Source organism: Methylobacterium sp. J-070 (genome assembly GCF_022829385.1).
Classification (GTDB): Bacteria; Pseudomonadota; Alphaproteobacteria; order Rhizobiales; family Beijerinckiaceae; genus Methylobacterium.
In genome coordinates this window covers 90,692-104,292 of record NZ_JAKSXX010000147.1, presented here as the reverse complement: position 1 = coordinate 104,292, position 13,601 = coordinate 90,692, and the positions used below count along the sequence as shown (strand labels likewise).

The 13,601-nt window shown below is 71.3% G+C and carries 13 protein-coding genes; 8 read left to right on the top strand and 5 right to left on the bottom strand.

What is annotated here, in order from left to right; all coding sequences use genetic code 11:
- Window positions 1–35 precede the first annotated feature (35 nt).
- Window positions 36–275, bottom strand: a complete 240-nt coding sequence (locus MKL01_RS14995) for a DUF4926 domain-containing protein (protein ID WP_243906005.1) — start codon at window positions 273–275, stop codon at window positions 36–38.
- Between the two features lie 139 nt (window positions 276–414).
- On the opposite strand from MKL01_RS14995, the gene MKL01_RS14990 reads away from it, so the two are divergent.
- Together MKL01_RS14990 and glyS are read left to right on the top strand one after the other, a co-directional pair.
- The gene (locus MKL01_RS14990; RefSeq protein ID WP_243906004.1) at window positions 415–858 is read left to right on the top strand and encodes a YbjP/YqhG family protein; all 444 of its coding nucleotides are present in this window, start codon (window positions 415–417) and stop codon (window positions 856–858) included.
- 64 nt (window positions 859–922) lie between these two features.
- Window positions 923–3,097: a glycine--tRNA ligase subunit beta gene (glyS, locus tag MKL01_RS14985; protein WP_243906003.1), complete on the top strand. Its 2,175-nt coding sequence runs from the start codon at window positions 923–925 to the stop codon at window positions 3,095–3,097.
- A gap of 172 nt (window positions 3,098–3,269) precedes the next feature.
- On the opposite strand, the gene MKL01_RS14980 is transcribed toward glyS, so the two are convergent.
- A complete protein-coding gene (locus MKL01_RS14980) occupies window positions 3,270–3,947 on the bottom strand; it encodes an aldolase (RefSeq protein ID WP_243906002.1) in 678 nt (225 codons plus the stop codon).
- A complete protein-coding gene (locus tag MKL01_RS14975; protein WP_243906001.1) occupies window positions 3,944–4,951 on the bottom strand; it encodes a LacI family DNA-binding transcriptional regulator in 1,008 nt (335 codons plus the stop codon). The genes MKL01_RS14980 and MKL01_RS14975 overlap by 4 nt, the downstream gene beginning before the upstream one ends.
- A 359-nt stretch (window positions 4,952–5,310) precedes the next feature.
- On the opposite strand from MKL01_RS14975, the gene MKL01_RS14970 reads away from it, so the two are divergent.
- From MKL01_RS14970 to denD, 5 genes are all read left to right on the top strand, one after another.
- Complete coding sequence (locus MKL01_RS14970) at window positions 5,311–6,633, top strand: MFS transporter (RefSeq protein WP_243906000.1); 1,323 nt, start codon at window positions 5,311–5,313, stop codon at window positions 6,631–6,633.
- 126 nt (window positions 6,634–6,759) lie between these two features.
- Entirely contained in the window at window positions 6,760–7,668 is a 909-nt protein-coding gene (gene ltnD / locus MKL01_RS14965; protein WP_243905999.1) for an L-threonate dehydrogenase, read from the top strand.
- Window positions 7,669–7,872: 204 nt separating this feature from the next.
- Window positions 7,873–8,655 carry a 2-oxo-tetronate isomerase gene (otnI, locus tag MKL01_RS14960; RefSeq protein ID WP_243905998.1) on the top strand — a complete coding sequence of 261 codons (783 nt, stop codon included), beginning with the start codon at window positions 7,873–7,875 and terminating at the stop codon, window positions 8,653–8,655.
- Complete coding sequence (otnK, locus tag MKL01_RS14955) at window positions 8,652–9,926, top strand: 3-oxo-tetronate kinase (protein WP_243905997.1); 1,275 nt, start codon at window positions 8,652–8,654, stop codon at window positions 9,924–9,926. Before otnI ends, otnK begins: the two co-directional genes overlap by 4 nt.
- A 30-nt stretch (window positions 9,927–9,956) precedes the next feature.
- Window positions 9,957–10,934 (top strand): D-erythronate dehydrogenase, encoded by a 978-nt coding sequence (gene denD, locus MKL01_RS14950; protein WP_243905996.1) that lies wholly within the window; start codon window positions 9,957–9,959, stop codon window positions 10,932–10,934.
- Window positions 10,935–10,937: 3 nt separating this feature from the next.
- On the opposite strand, the gene MKL01_RS14945 is transcribed toward denD, so the two are convergent.
- On the bottom strand, window positions 10,938–11,339 hold the full coding sequence (locus MKL01_RS14945; protein ID WP_243905995.1) for a type II toxin-antitoxin system VapC family toxin: 402 nt from the start codon (window positions 11,337–11,339) through the stop codon (window positions 10,938–10,940).
- Window positions 11,339–11,578, bottom strand: a complete 240-nt coding sequence (locus MKL01_RS14940; protein WP_243905994.1) for a type II toxin-antitoxin system VapB family antitoxin — start codon at window positions 11,576–11,578, stop codon at window positions 11,339–11,341. The genes MKL01_RS14945 and MKL01_RS14940 overlap by 1 nt, the downstream gene beginning before the upstream one ends.
- An 86-nt stretch (window positions 11,579–11,664) precedes the next feature.
- On the opposite strand from MKL01_RS14940, the gene recQ reads away from it, so the two are divergent.
- Window positions 11,665–13,506 (top strand): DNA helicase RecQ, encoded by a 1,842-nt coding sequence (gene recQ / locus MKL01_RS14935; RefSeq protein WP_243905993.1) that lies wholly within the window; start codon window positions 11,665–11,667, stop codon window positions 13,504–13,506.
- Window positions 13,507–13,601 lie beyond the last annotated feature (95 nt).

Sequence of the window (13,601 nt, the reverse complement as noted above, 5' to 3'; positions counted from 1 at the left end):
CCGGCGTCCAGTCCCGGGATCGTCGTCCACCTGTTTCAGACCGCGCGCAGGGCGTCGGCCCGGACGGTGGCGTTGCCCGCCACCGGCTCGTCGAACTCGACCTCGTAGGCTTCTCCGTCAGCCCAGATGCCGACGATCGTGCCTTCCGTGCCCGCCGGAATCGGAACACCGTCGTCGGTCACCACATCGCGCAGCAACACGACCACACCCAGCTCGGCGAGGGCCTGCGGAGGCGTGACCGGGGCGCGGGACTGGTACAGCGTGTCGAACGACATGCCGCATCATGCGCGTGCGGTTCGCATTCGTGCAAGTGCCGCCGCAGGCCGTCCCGGGCGGAGCCCCTTCGGCCCTCGCGCGTTGCAACCCCCGCCAACCGGCGCGCCCCGGCGCGTCCGCAGACGCGGGAACCGTTCGATGAAAAAGATCCTCCTCGCCCTCGGCATCCTCGGGCTCGGCCTCGCCCCGGCGCTCGCGGCCGATCCCGGCCCCGAGGCGGTGGTCAAGAAGCTCTACGCCGAGCCGCACCCGAATCACTCCGCGGTCTACTCGAAGCGTCTCCAGGGCCTGTTCGACGCCGATGCCAAGCAGGCCAACGGCGCCGCCGGCAACCTCGACTTCGATTTCCGCCTCAACGGCGAGCCGCTCAAGCCCGACACCGTGAAGGCCCTGACCTTCAAGGAGGCCACCGAGGGCCAGGACCAGGCGAAGGTCACGGTGGAGCGCAAGGGCGGAGACGGTTCGAAATCCATCGTCTACGACCTCGTGCGCGAGGACGGCAGCTGGAAGGTGTCGGACGCCCACGCGATCGGCGACCGGAAGTGGCAGCTCTCGACCATCCTGAAGGGCGAGGCGCACTGAATCCCGGACCGCGCCCGGCCCGTCGACCCTCGACAGGCCTGCGGCGCGGCGATATGGCCGCGCCATGCCCGACCTCCTGCTCGAACTCCGCTCGGAAGAGATCCCCGCCCGCATGCAGCGGCGCGCGGCGGAGGATCTGAGACAACGCGTCACCGACGCCCTGGTGGAGCGCGGCTTCCTGTACGAGGGCGCCAGGGCGTTCTCGACGCCGCGCCGGCTGGCGCTCCACATCGCCGGCCTGCCCGCCCGGGGCGAGGCGGTCCGGGAAGAACGCCGCGGCCCGCGGGTTGGCGCCCCCGAGGCCGCCGTCCAGGGCTTCCTGAAGGGCGCGGGGCTCACGAGCCTGGATCAGGCCAAAACCATCACCGATCCCAAGAAGGGCGAATTCTACCTCGCGGTGATCGAGCGCCCCGGCCGCGAGACGCTGGACGTGCTGGCGGAGATCCTGCCGGAGATCCTGAAGAGCTTTCCCTGGCCGAAATCCATGCGCTGGGGTGCGGCCTCGGCGGAGCCCGGCGCCCTGCGCTGGGTGCGCCCGCTGCAATCGATCGTCGCCACCTTCGGGCCGGAGACCGAGACCCCGGAGGTCGTGCCGTTCGCGGTCGGCGGGATCGCGGCCGGGACCGTGACCTACGGGCACCGCTTCCTGGCGCCCGAGGCGATCGAGGTGCGCCGGTTCGACGACTACATCCAGGCGCTGGAGCGGGCGAAGGTCATCCTCGACCCCGAGCGGCGCAAGGACGTGATCCTGCACGACGCCCGCGACCTCGCCTTCGCCCAGAACCTCGACCTCGTGGAGGACGAGGGCCTGCTGGAGGAGGTGGCCGGCCTCGTGGAATGGCCGGTGGTGCTGATGGGCTCCTTCGACGCGAGCTTCCTCGACATCCCCGCCGAGGCGATCCGGGCGACGATCCGGGCGAACCAGAAGTGCTTCGTGCTGCGCAAGAGCGGCTCGGAGGATCTGGCCCCGGCCTTCATCCTGGTCTCGAATCTCCTGGCCTCGGACGGCGGCCTGGCGATCACCGCGGGCAACGAGCGGGTGGTGCGGGCGCGCCTGTCGGACGCGAAGTTCTTCTGGGACACGGACCGGGCGGTTGCGTTGGACGATCGGCTGCCGAAGCTCGACAGCATCGTGTTCCACGAGAAGCTCGGCACGCAGGGGGAGCGGATCGCCCGCATCGCCGCCCTGGCCACGGAGCTTGCGCCGCGGGTGGGGGCCGACCCGGACCTCGCCGAGCGCGCGGCGCGTCTCGCCAAGGCCGACCTCGTCACCGAGATGGTCGGCGAGTTTCCGGAACTGCAGGGCCTGATGGGGCGCAAGTATGCGGCGCTTCAGGGGGAGCATCCCAGCGTCTGCGCGGCCCTCGAGGAGCACTACAAGCCGGTCGGTCCCTCCGACCGGGTGCCGACCGATCCGGTGTCGATCGCGGTGGCGCTCGCCGACAAGCTCGACACGCTGGTGGGGTTCTGGGCGATCGACGAGAAGCCGACGGGGAGCAAGGACCCGTTCGCGCTGCGGCGGGCGGCTTTGGGGGTGATCCGGCTGATCCTCGATCGTGAATTGCGGCTTTGCATTCAGGACGTTTCCGCCAACCAAGTAAAATACGTCCAATATCTGACCGATGCGCCGGGAATGTACGACGAGGTGGTGCTTTCACCCGGACACAAACAGCGATCGGTTAAGGGAAGCGTTTGTGAGCAGATATCAGCCAGCCTTCTCGCCTTCTTCGCCGACCGCCTGAAAGTCTATCTGCGCGACCAAGGCGCCCGCCACGACCTGATCGACGCCGTCTTCGCCCTGCCCGGCCAGGACGACCTGCTGATGGTGGTCCGCCGTGTCGAGGCGCTCGGAGCTTTCCTCGACACGGAAGACGGAAAAAACCTGCTGGCGGGCTACAAGCGCGCCGCCAACATCCTGCGCATCGAGGAGAAGAAGGACGGCCGCGCCTACGATGCCGAGCCCGATGCCGCCCTCGCCGCCGCGGGCGAGCCGGCCGAGCGGGCGCTCGCCGAGGCTTTGGCGAAGGCGCGGGAGACTGCCTCGGCGGCCGTCGCCCGGGAGGACTTTTCGGGGGCCATGCAGGCGCTCTCGACGCTGCGGGCACCGGTGGACGCGTTCTTCCAGGACGTCACCGTCAACGCCCCCGATCCAAAGCTCCGCGAGAACCGCCTGTTCCTGCTCAACGCGCTCCGCGCCGCGACGCGGGAGGTGGCGGAGTTCGCGAAGATCGAGGGGTGAGGCGCAGACCACCGCAGCCCCATCCTCCACCTCATCCTGAGGTGCCGGAGCGCAGCGGAGGCCTCGAAGGAGGGCTCCAGGGACCGCGGTGGCTTCTGGAGGGCTCCTTCGAGGCTCGCTGGGCTCGCACCTCAGGATGAGGTGGTTTGATGGGAGAGCGGGCCAGCCGCCCTCACCCGTGATCGTGCCCGGCATGATCCTCCGGCTCGGGCAACGTCAGCCCGAAATGGCGCACCAGATCGGCGACCTGTCCCGGGCTCAACTGCCGCGGGTTGAGGTTGCGAAGTAACAAATACAGCTTGGCGGTCTCCTCCAGCTCCTCGGTGGCGAAGACCGCGCCCTCCAGGCTGTCTCCGGCCACCACCGGACCGTGATTGGCAAGCAGCACCGCGCTGTATCGCCCCGCCAGGCCCCGGATCGCGTCCGCCACCGCCGGGTCGCCGGGGCGGTAATAGGGCACCAGCGCCGTGCCGCCGGTGCGCATCAGATAGTAGGGCGTCAGCGGCGGCAGCACCTGACGGGGGTCGATCTCCGGCAGCATCGAGACCGCCACCGCGTGGGTCGAGTGCAGGTGGACGATGGCCTTCGCAGCCGTCCGGCTCTCGTAGAGCGCCGTGTGCAGCGGGATCTCCTTGGTGGGCTTGTCCCCGGAGACCAGACGCCCGGTCGCGTCGAGCCGGGAGATCCGCGCCGGGTCGAGGAAGCCCAGCGACGCGTTGGTGGGCGTCACCAGCCAGCCGCCGTCGGGCAGGCGCAGCGAGATGTTGCCGGATGAGCCCGGCGTCAGGCCGCGCTCGAACAGCGAGCGGCCGTAGCGGCAGATGTCTTCGCGCAGCGCCGTCTCACTCATGCCGTCGCTCCCTCGATCAGCGTGAATCCCAGATCGATCTTTTTCGGGCCGTCGCCCATCAGGCAGGCGGCCGCCTGCCGGCCGATCTCCAGGCGCGGCGTGCGCACCGTCGACAGGGGCTGGGGCATCGCGGCCGCGAAGTCGAGCCCGTTGAAGCCGAACAGCGCGAGCCGCCCCGGCACCGCCAGGCCCGCGGCCAGGCAGGCGAAGTAGCCGCCCAGCGCCATGTCGTCGTTGGAGAAGTAGACCGCGTCGAGGTCCGGATGGCGCGCGAGCAGCGCTTCGAGCCCGGCCCGGCCCGAGGCCGGCGAGGACGGGCCCGGCCGGATCTCATGGCCGTGGAGCGCCAGCCCCGCCTCCGCCAGCGCGGCCTCGAACCCGGCGAGCCGCTTGCCCGCCCGCAGGTCGACGCCCAGGTCGTGGCCGAGATAGGCGATGCGCCGGTAGCCCCGCCCGACGAGATGGCGGGCGCTCGCCGCCCCCACGGCGCGGTTGGAGAAGCCGACCACGGCGTCGATCCCCTCCCCGTCCGTGTCGATCATCTCGACCACGCGCACGCCCCCCGCCCTGGCGAGGACGACGGTCCCGGGATTGTGCTCCAGCCCGGTGAGCAGCAGCGCCGCCGGGCGCCACGACAGGAGCGCGGCGACCAGCGCCTCCTCCCGGTCCGGATCGTAGTCGCTCACCCCGATCACGCAGGGCACGCCTTCGGCGTCCAGGGCCGCCGTCAGCCCCCGCAGCAGGTCGGGGAAGACCACGTTGGCGAGCGACGGGATCACGACGCCGACGAGCCGCGCGCTCGCCCCCTGGCCGGCGAGGCTGCCGGCCAGCCGGTTCGGCACGTAGCCGAGGCGGGCCACCGCCTCCGCCACCCGCTCGCCGGCGCGCTTGGAATAGGAGCCGTGGTTGCGCAAGACCCGCGAGACCGTGCTCTCGCCGACGCCGGCCGCCCGGGCGACGTCGGTGAGGGTCACGAGCCGCCCCGGCGGCTGAAGGTCGTCCATGGCCCCGCTTCTCCCGGCGCGGTTTTCTTCTTTGCGAGGCCCCCACCACGCCCATCCATCCCCGCATCCTGAGGTGCCCGCGCGAGCGGGCCTCGAAGGAGCCCTCCAGATGTCGGCGCGGTTTCTGGAAGCCTCCTTCGAGGCCTCCGCTGCGCTCCGGCACCTCAGGATGAGGCGGTTGGAGAGGATGTAGATCTCGCGCTCAGCAGCGCCTTCCCCTCGACATAGCCGCCTGCATTATCTCGCACAACTGGATTGGCAGCGCTGCCAAAAGGCGATATGGCACCGGCCAGCGCTGCCAACCGTGCGGCGAACACCATCGTCCGAGGGCCCCGCGCCCCGGACCCGGGAGAACGCCGATGCCGGTCCAAGCCGCCCCGCTGGGGAGCGCCGCCGCACACGCGGACGAAAAGTCCTTCGCCGACCGCACCTACGCGAAGGTGTTCTGGCGCCTCGTGCCGTTCCTGATGCTCTGCTACGTGGTGGCGTATCTCGACCGGGTGAATGTCGGCTTCGCCAAGCTCCAGATGTCCCAGGAGCTGAAGTTCTCCGAGACGGTCTACGGGCTGGGCGCCGGGATCTTCTTCCTCGGCTACTTCCTGTTCGAGGTACCCTCGAACGTGATCCTGCACCGGGTCGGCGCCCGGGTCTGGATCGCCCGGATCATGATCACCTGGGGGATCATCTCGGGGGCGTTCCTGTTCGTGAACTCCGAGTGGACCTTCTACGGGATGCGGTTCCTGCTCGGGCTGGCCGAGGCCGGGTTCTATCCGGGGGCGATCCTGTACACGACGCAGTGGTTCCCGGCGCATCGCCGGGCCAAGGTGATCGCGGTGTTCATGGCGGCGATCCCGATCTCCGGCATCTTCGGCAACCCGCTCTCGGGCCTGATCATGGACGCGCTCAACGGCGCCCACGGCCTGTCGGGCTGGCAGTGGATGTTCCTGATCGAGGCGGTGCCGGCGGTGCTGATCGGCGTCGCCGTGTTCCTCTACCTCGACAACCGCCCCTCCGAGGCGAAGTGGCTGACCGACGCCGAGAAGCAGCTCCTCGAGCGCGACATCGCCGCCGACAACCACGGCAAGGAAGCCAGCCCGCACTCGATCGCCACCGTGTTCCGCAACGGCCGCGTGTGGTTCATGAGCCTGATCTACTTCGCCTTCGTCACCGGCCAGTACGGCCTGACCTTCTGGCTGCCGACGATCGTCAAGGCGTCCGGGGTGCAGGGCAACCTCAATATCGGCCTGATCAGCGCGATCCCGTTCCTGTGCGCGGCCATCGTGATGGTCCTGCTGGGCCTCTCCGCCGACCGGATGCGCGAGCGGCGCTGGCACCTGATCGTCCCGGCGCTCATCGGCGCCGTCGGCTTCGTGGTCTCGGCGACCGCCGGCTCGACGACGATCGCGGTGGCGGCGCTCTCGGTGGCGGCGGCCGGCGTGCTGACCTGCTCGCCGCTGTTCTGGTCCCTGCCCACGGCGTTCCTGAGCGGCGCCGGCGCGGCCGCCGGCATCGCGCTGATCAACTCGGTGGGGAATCTGGCGGGCTTCGTCAGCCCCTACGTGATCGGGGCGCTGCGCGACGCCACGGGCAGCACCGCCGCCGGCATGTACGCGCTCGCCGTCATGCTGGTGGTCGGCTCGGTCTGCGTGTTCGTCACGCCGGCCCGGATGGTCAACCGGTGAGGCCTTGAGCCGAGCGCGCCGGTCTCCCGCCCCCGCAGAGGGGGGGAGGGAGAGAGGCGGTTCCGGATGCTCCTCACTCAGCGACGTCACGACTCCCTCCCGTAGTCCAAGCAGGAGCCGCACCCGATGACCACCCCAACACGCCGCGCCGCGGTGATCGGCCTGGGCTCCATGGGCTCCGGCATGGCCGGCTCGCTGCTGCGGGCGGGGTTTTCCGTCGCCGCCTGCGACGTGAACCCGGAGGCGGTGGCGCGCTTCGCGGCCGCCGGCGGGCGCGCCGCCGCGAACCCCGCCGAGGCGGCGCGGGACGCCGACGTCGTGGTGAGCGTGGTGGTCAACGCCGCCCAGACCGAGGCGGTGCTGTTCGGCGAGCACGGTGCCGCCGCGGCGATGCCGGAGGGCGCGGTGTTCGTGTCCTCCGCCACCATGGACCCGGCCGTGGCGCGCGCGCTCGCGGCCCGGCTGGAGGCCACCGGCCGCCACTACCTCGACGCCCCGATGAGCGGCGGCGCCGCCCGGGCGGCCGATGGCGGGCTGACCTTCCTGGCCTCCGGCTCCGCGACGGCCTTCGCGAAGGCCCGGCCCGCCCTCGATGCCATGGCGGGCACGCTCTACGAGCTCGGCGACGCGGCCGGCCAGGGCGCGGCCTTCAAGATGATCAACCAGCTGCTCGCCGGGGTCCACATCGTCGCCGCCTGCGAGGCGATGGCCTTCGCGGCCAAGCAGGGCCTCGACCTGGGCCGTGTCTACGAGGTGATCACCAAGTCGGCGGGCAACTCCTGGATGTTCGAGAACCGGGTGCCCCATATCCTCGACGCGGACTACGCTCCGAAGAGCGCGGTCGACATCTTCGTGAAGGATCTCGGCATCGTGCAGGACATGGCCCGGGCCGAGAAGTACCCGGTCCCGGTGGCGGCGGCGGCCCTGCAGATGTTCCTGATGGCGTCGGGCGCCAGCATGGGCCGGGACGACGACGCCTCCGTGGCGCGGCTCTACGCGCAGGTCTCGGGGGCGAAGCTTCCGGGGACAGCTTGAAGAACCCTGATCCCACCCTCCTCCTCATCCTGAGGTGCCCGCGTCAGCGGGCCTCGAAGGAGGGCTCCAGGGATCGTGCTGCCGGCTGGAGGCCTCCTTCGAGGCGGCTTACGCCGCACCTCAGGATGAGGTGATCTGATTGGATGGCGGTCCGCCGGGCGGATCGAACGGGTGCCGAGAACCGGGCTGGGAGTCCCAGAAGAAATGCCGCGCTTTGCCGCCAACCTCAGCCTCATGTTCAACGAGGTACCGTTCCTCGACCGGTTCGAGGCCGCGGCCCGGGCCGGGTTCGACGCCGTCGAGTTCCTGTTCCCCTACGAGCACCCGGCCGAGTCCATCGGCGCGCGGCTCCGGGACAACGGGTTGACCCAGGCGCTGTTCAACCTGCCGCCCGGCGATTTCGCCAAGGGCGAGCGCGGCTTGGCGGCGTTTCCTGAGCGATTCGATGAGCTGAAGGCGGGGGTCGAGACGGCGCTCCGCTACGCCGAGGCGACCGGCGTCGGCCGGCTCCACCTGATGGCGGGCCTCGCCCCGCACGAAGACCCGCGCGCCGCCGACTCCTATCGCCGGGCGGTCACCTGGACGGCGCAGCGCCTGGCAACCGCCGGCCTCGACCTCGTCCTGGAGCCGATCAACGGCCGGAACATGCCGGGCTATTTCCTCAACGATTTCGGCCGGGCCGCGGACCTGATCCGCGACCTCGCCCTGCCGAACCTGAAGCTCCAGTTCGACCTCTACCATTGCCAGATCCTGCACGGCGACGTGACCATGCGGCTGCGCGCGCTGATGCCGATCATCGGCCACGTCCAGACCGCGAGCGTACCCGAGCGGCACGAGCCCGGGACCGGCGAGGTGGCGGACTTCTTCCTGTTCGACGAGCTGGACCGGCTCGGCTACGCCGGCTTCGTCGGCTGCGAGTACATCCCGGCGGCCGACACCGTCGCGGGCCTCGGCTGGCTCGCCGCCTACAAGGGGAACGCCCGATGAGCCTCGCGCTGGGTTGCGTCGCCGACGACTACACGGGGGCCTCGGACCTCGCCAACACCCTGACCAAGGCGGGGCTGCGCACGATCCAGACCATCGGCGTGCCGGAACAGGACCGCGCCCTGCCGGAGGCCGACGCGGTGGTGGTGGCGCTCAAAAGCCGCTCGATCCCTGCCGACCAGGCCGTGGCGCGCTCCCGCGAGGCGGAGGCCTGGCTGCGCGCCCGGGGCGCGGCCCACGTGATGTTCAAGGTCTGCTCGACCTTCGATTCGACCGATGCGGGCAATATCGGCCCCGTCATGGACGCCCTGCGGGCGGACGCCGGCGAGGCCATCGCGCTCGTCACCCCCGCCTTCCCCGAGACCGGGCGCAGCGTCTACCAGGGCAACCTGTTCGTCGGCGCGGTGCCGCTGAACGAGAGCCCGCTCAAGGACCATCCGCTCAACCCGATGCGCGACGCCAACCTCGTGCGGGTGCTCGGCCGCCAGAGCGGAAGCCCGGTCGGCCTGATCGACACCGCCATGGTCGCCCGGGGCGCCGAGGCCGTGGCGGCCCGCCTCGAGGCGCTGGCCGCCGAGGGCAAGGGTGCCGCCATCGCGGACGCGATCTTCGACAGCGACCTCGAAACCCTCGGCCGGGCGATCGTCGGCCGAAAATTCTCGGTGGGGGCCTCGGGGCTCGGGCTCGGCCTCGCCCGGGCCCTCGCCGCCGACGGGCGCGGCACGAGGGACGCCGCCGGGGCGGCGGTCGGCGAGCCGGTGGGCGGGTCCGCCGCCTGCCTCGCCGGCAGCTGCTCGCAGGCGACGCTGCAGCAGGTCGCCGCCGCGGAGGCGCTGATGCCGGTGCTGCGCCTCGACCCGGCCCGGCTGCTCGCCGGCGCCGACGTGGTGGCCGAGGCCCTGGCCTTCGCGGAGGAACGCCTCCCCTCCGGCCCGGTGCTGATCGCCTCCTCGGCGCCCCCCGAGGCGGTCCGCGCCCTCCAGGCCGAGCACGGCGTCGATGCGGCCGGCCACGCCATCGAGGCGGCGCTGGCCGCCATCGCCGAGGGCCTCGTCGCCCGCGGGGTCCGCCGGCTCGTGGTGGCCGGGGGCGAGACCTCGGGCGCGGTGGTCGACCGGCTGGGACTCGGCGCCTTCCTGCTCGGCCCCGAGATCGCCGCGGGCGTGCCCGTCCTGCGCACCGCCGGCCGGCCCGAGCCGATGCTGCTCGCGCTGAAATCCGGCAATTTCGGCGGCCCGGACTTCTTCGGGCGCGCCCTGGACATGATGGCCTGAGCGGCTGCCCAATCTGACGAGAGGTTTCCCATGCACGCCCTGATTCTCGGCGCCGCCGGCATGATCGGCCGCCGCCTCGTGGACGCCCTGGTGAAGGACGGCCGGGTCGGCGGGCAGAAGCTCACCGCCCTCACCCTGCTCGACGTGGTGCCGCCCGCCGCGCCGGAGGGCTTTGCCGGATCCGTACGGGCCGAGGCCGCGGATCTCACCGCCCCCGGCGCCGCCGAGGCCGCCATCGCCGAGCGGCCGGGGGTGATCTTCCACCTCGCCGCGGTGGTCTCCGGCGAGGCCGAGGCCAACCTCGAACTCGGCTACCGGGTCAACCTCGACGGCACGCGGCTGCTCCTCGACGCGGTCCGGAAGGCCAACGCGGCGGACGGCTACCGGCCGAAGCTGGTCTTCACCTCCTCGCTCGCCGTGTTCGGACCCCCCTTCCCCAAGGTGATCCCGGACGACTTCATCCTGCGCCCCGCCTCGTCCTACGGCGTGCAGAAGGCCATGGGCGAATTGATGCTCGCCGACTACGCCCGGCGCGGCTTCCTCGACGGGATCGGCCTACGCCTGCCGACGATCTGCGTGCGGCCGGGCAAGCCCAACAAGGCGGCCTCGGGGTTCTTCTCGGGGATCATCCGCGAGCCGCTCGCCGGCCAGGAGGCGATCCTGCCGGTGCCCGACACGGTGCGGCACTGGTTCGCCAGCCCCGGCGCGGCGGTGGGCTTCTTGGTCCACGCCGCCGGCCTCGACCTCGCGGCGATCGGGCCGCGGATCAGCCTGACCATGCCGGGCGTCTCGGCGACGGTGGCCGAGGAGATCGAGGCCCTGCGCCGCGTGGCGGGCGACAAGGCGGTGGCGCTGATCCGGCGGGAGCCCGACGCCACCATCGCGCGGATCGTCGGCTCCTGGCCGGAGGCGTTCGAGCCGGAGGCCGCCCTGGGCCTGGGCTTCCGGGCCGACGAGTCCTTCGACGCGATCGTGGCGCAGCACGTGGCCGAGTTCCACGGCGGCTGAGGCTCAGCCGAGGGCGGAGCGGATGTCGGTCTGCGGGAAATCGTCGCCGACGGAGAGCAGCGGCACGCCGTGGGCCTGCGCGCAGGCATAGGCGAAGCAATCGCCGAGGTTCAGGCGTGCCGGGTGGCGGCCCTTGCCGAAGCGGGCATGGGCTGCCGTCGCGCGCCGTCCCTCAGCGCCGGTGATCGGGACCAGCGTGAGGCCGGCCGCGTCGAGGAAGCTGTCCACGACGGCTTGGGCGATGTCTGGCTCGACCTTCTGAATGCGCGCGATGGCGAGCACCGCCTCGTAGACGGCCAGACCGCTCGTCAACCGCACGGGCGCGTCGCGGAGGCGATCGACCAGCAGCGTGTGTCCCGGCTCACCGACCAGGATCGCCACGATGGCCGAGGCATCGACGAACATCACTCGTCGTTCAGGCTGTCGTAGAATGCCTTGTCCGCCTCCAGCCCGGTCTTCGGATAGGAGGCGAGTTCGTCCTGGAGCCGCTTGATGCGCTCCATGAACGTATCGCGTTCGCTTTTCTGGCGTTCCAGCTCGTTGGTGAGCGCAATCCGCACCGCCTCGGTCTTGCTGACGCCGACCCGCGAGGCCAGCTTTTCCGCGAGCTGGTTCACCGCTTCGCTGCGGATGTTGAGCGGCATGACCGTCCCCGTGTAGACGTCCGGAAGGCTAGTGTCGCGACACGGGCGCCGCAAGCCGCGCGCCGCCACCCCGAACAAGGATCCCGATGACCCGCCTCGACGAGGCCCGCGCCGCGCTCAAAAAGACCTTCGGCTACGAGGATTTCCGGCCCGGGCAGGACGAGGTGATCGGCGCGGTGCTGGACGGCGACGACGTGTTCGCCGTGATGCCCACGGGTTCGGGCAAGTCGATGACCTACCAGCTCCCGGCGCTCATCGATTCGGGCCTCACCGTGGTGGTCTCGCCCCTGATCGCGCTGATGCACGATCAGGTGCAGCAGATGCGCAGCGTCGGGATCGAGGCCGCCACCCTCAACTCGACCGTGGCCGAGGCGGAGTCCCGGGAGACCTGGCGCAGCCTGCGCTCGGGGGACCTGCGGCTTCTGTTCGTCTCTCCGGAGCGCCTGCTGATGGAGGGCTGCATCGAGGCCCTGCGCGGGGCCGGAGTCCGGCGGCTGGCGGTGGACGAGGCCCACTGCGTCTCGCAATGGGGGCACGATTTCCGGCCCGAGTACCGGGAGATCGCCCGGGCCCGGACGGCCCTCGGCAACGTCCAGACCCTGGCGCTGACCGCCACCGCCGATGCGGCGACCCGCGCCGAGATCGCCGAGCGGCTGTTCCCGCAGGGGCGGCCCCCGAAGATCTTCGTCCATTCCTTCGACCGGCCGAACATCCGGCTGACGTTCCAGCCCAAGGACAACCCGGCCCGGCAGATCGAGCGCTTCCTGAAGCACCGGCGGGCGGAGAGCGGGATCATCTACTGCTCGTCGCGCAAGCGCACCGAGCAGCTGGCCGAGACCCTCAAGAAGGACGGGTTCGACGCCCTGCCCTACCATGCCGGCCTCGACCAGGGCACGCGGATGCGCAACCAGGACCGGTTCCTGCAGGAGGACGGGGTGGTGATGACCGCCACGATCGCCTTCGGCATGGGCATCAACAAGCCCGACGTGCGCTTCGTCTGCCACGCCGACATGCCCAACAACGTCGAGGGCTACTATCAGGAGATCGGCCGCGCCGGCCGCGACGGGCTGCCCGCCGACACGCTCACCCTCTACGGCCTCGACGACATGGCGCTCCGCCGCCGGCAGATCGACGAGAAGGAGATCTCCGACGATCGGCGCCGGGTCGAGCGGCGCAAGCTCGAGGCGATGATCACCCTGTGCGAGGGCGCGAGCTGCCGGCGCCAGTCGCTGCTCGCCTATTTCGGCGAGACCAGCGAACCCTGCGGCCGCTGCGACCTGTGCCGCGGCGGCGTCACCCTGGTGGACGGCACGGTCTCGGCGCAGAAGATCCTCTCGGCGATCGTGCGCACCGGGCAGCGGTTCGGCGCCGCCTACATCTGCGACGTGGTCCACGGCAAGGAGAGCGAGCAGATCCGCCGCAACGGGCATGCGGGCCTCAAGACCTTCGGGGTGGGCTCCGACAAGCCGGTGGCGGCCTGGCGGGCGATCCTGCGCCAGCTGTTCGCCGCCGGGGCGATCGCCGAGAACGCCGACGGCTACGGCGGCCTGTCCATGACCGCGAAGGGCGAGGCGATCCTGTACGGGCGCGAGCCGGTCCAGCTGCGTCCGGATCCCGAGCCGAAGGCGGAGTCCCGCGACCGCCGCCGCGCCGCACCCCGCGAGGACGGCGAGATCGCGCTGTCCGAGACCGACGAGGCCCTGTTCCAGCACCTGCGCGGCCTGCGCGCCACCCTGGCCCGGGCCGAGGGCATCGCGGCCTTCATGGTGTTCCCCGACCGCACCCTGATCGAGATGGCCCGCCAGAAGCCCGTCGACCTCTGGGCCCTGCGCACGGTCCACGGGGTCGGCGAGCGCAAGCGCGAGGCCTATGGCGACAAGTTCGTGGCGGCGATCGCCGAGTTCCTGGCGCATCCGCCGGCGGCGTGAGGGCGCGGCGGAGAAAGTTTTCATCGGCACATCCGGCGGGTTCGTGTAGGCAGACCGCCCCGCCCCGCCCCGCCCCGCCCCTCCGGACCGATCGG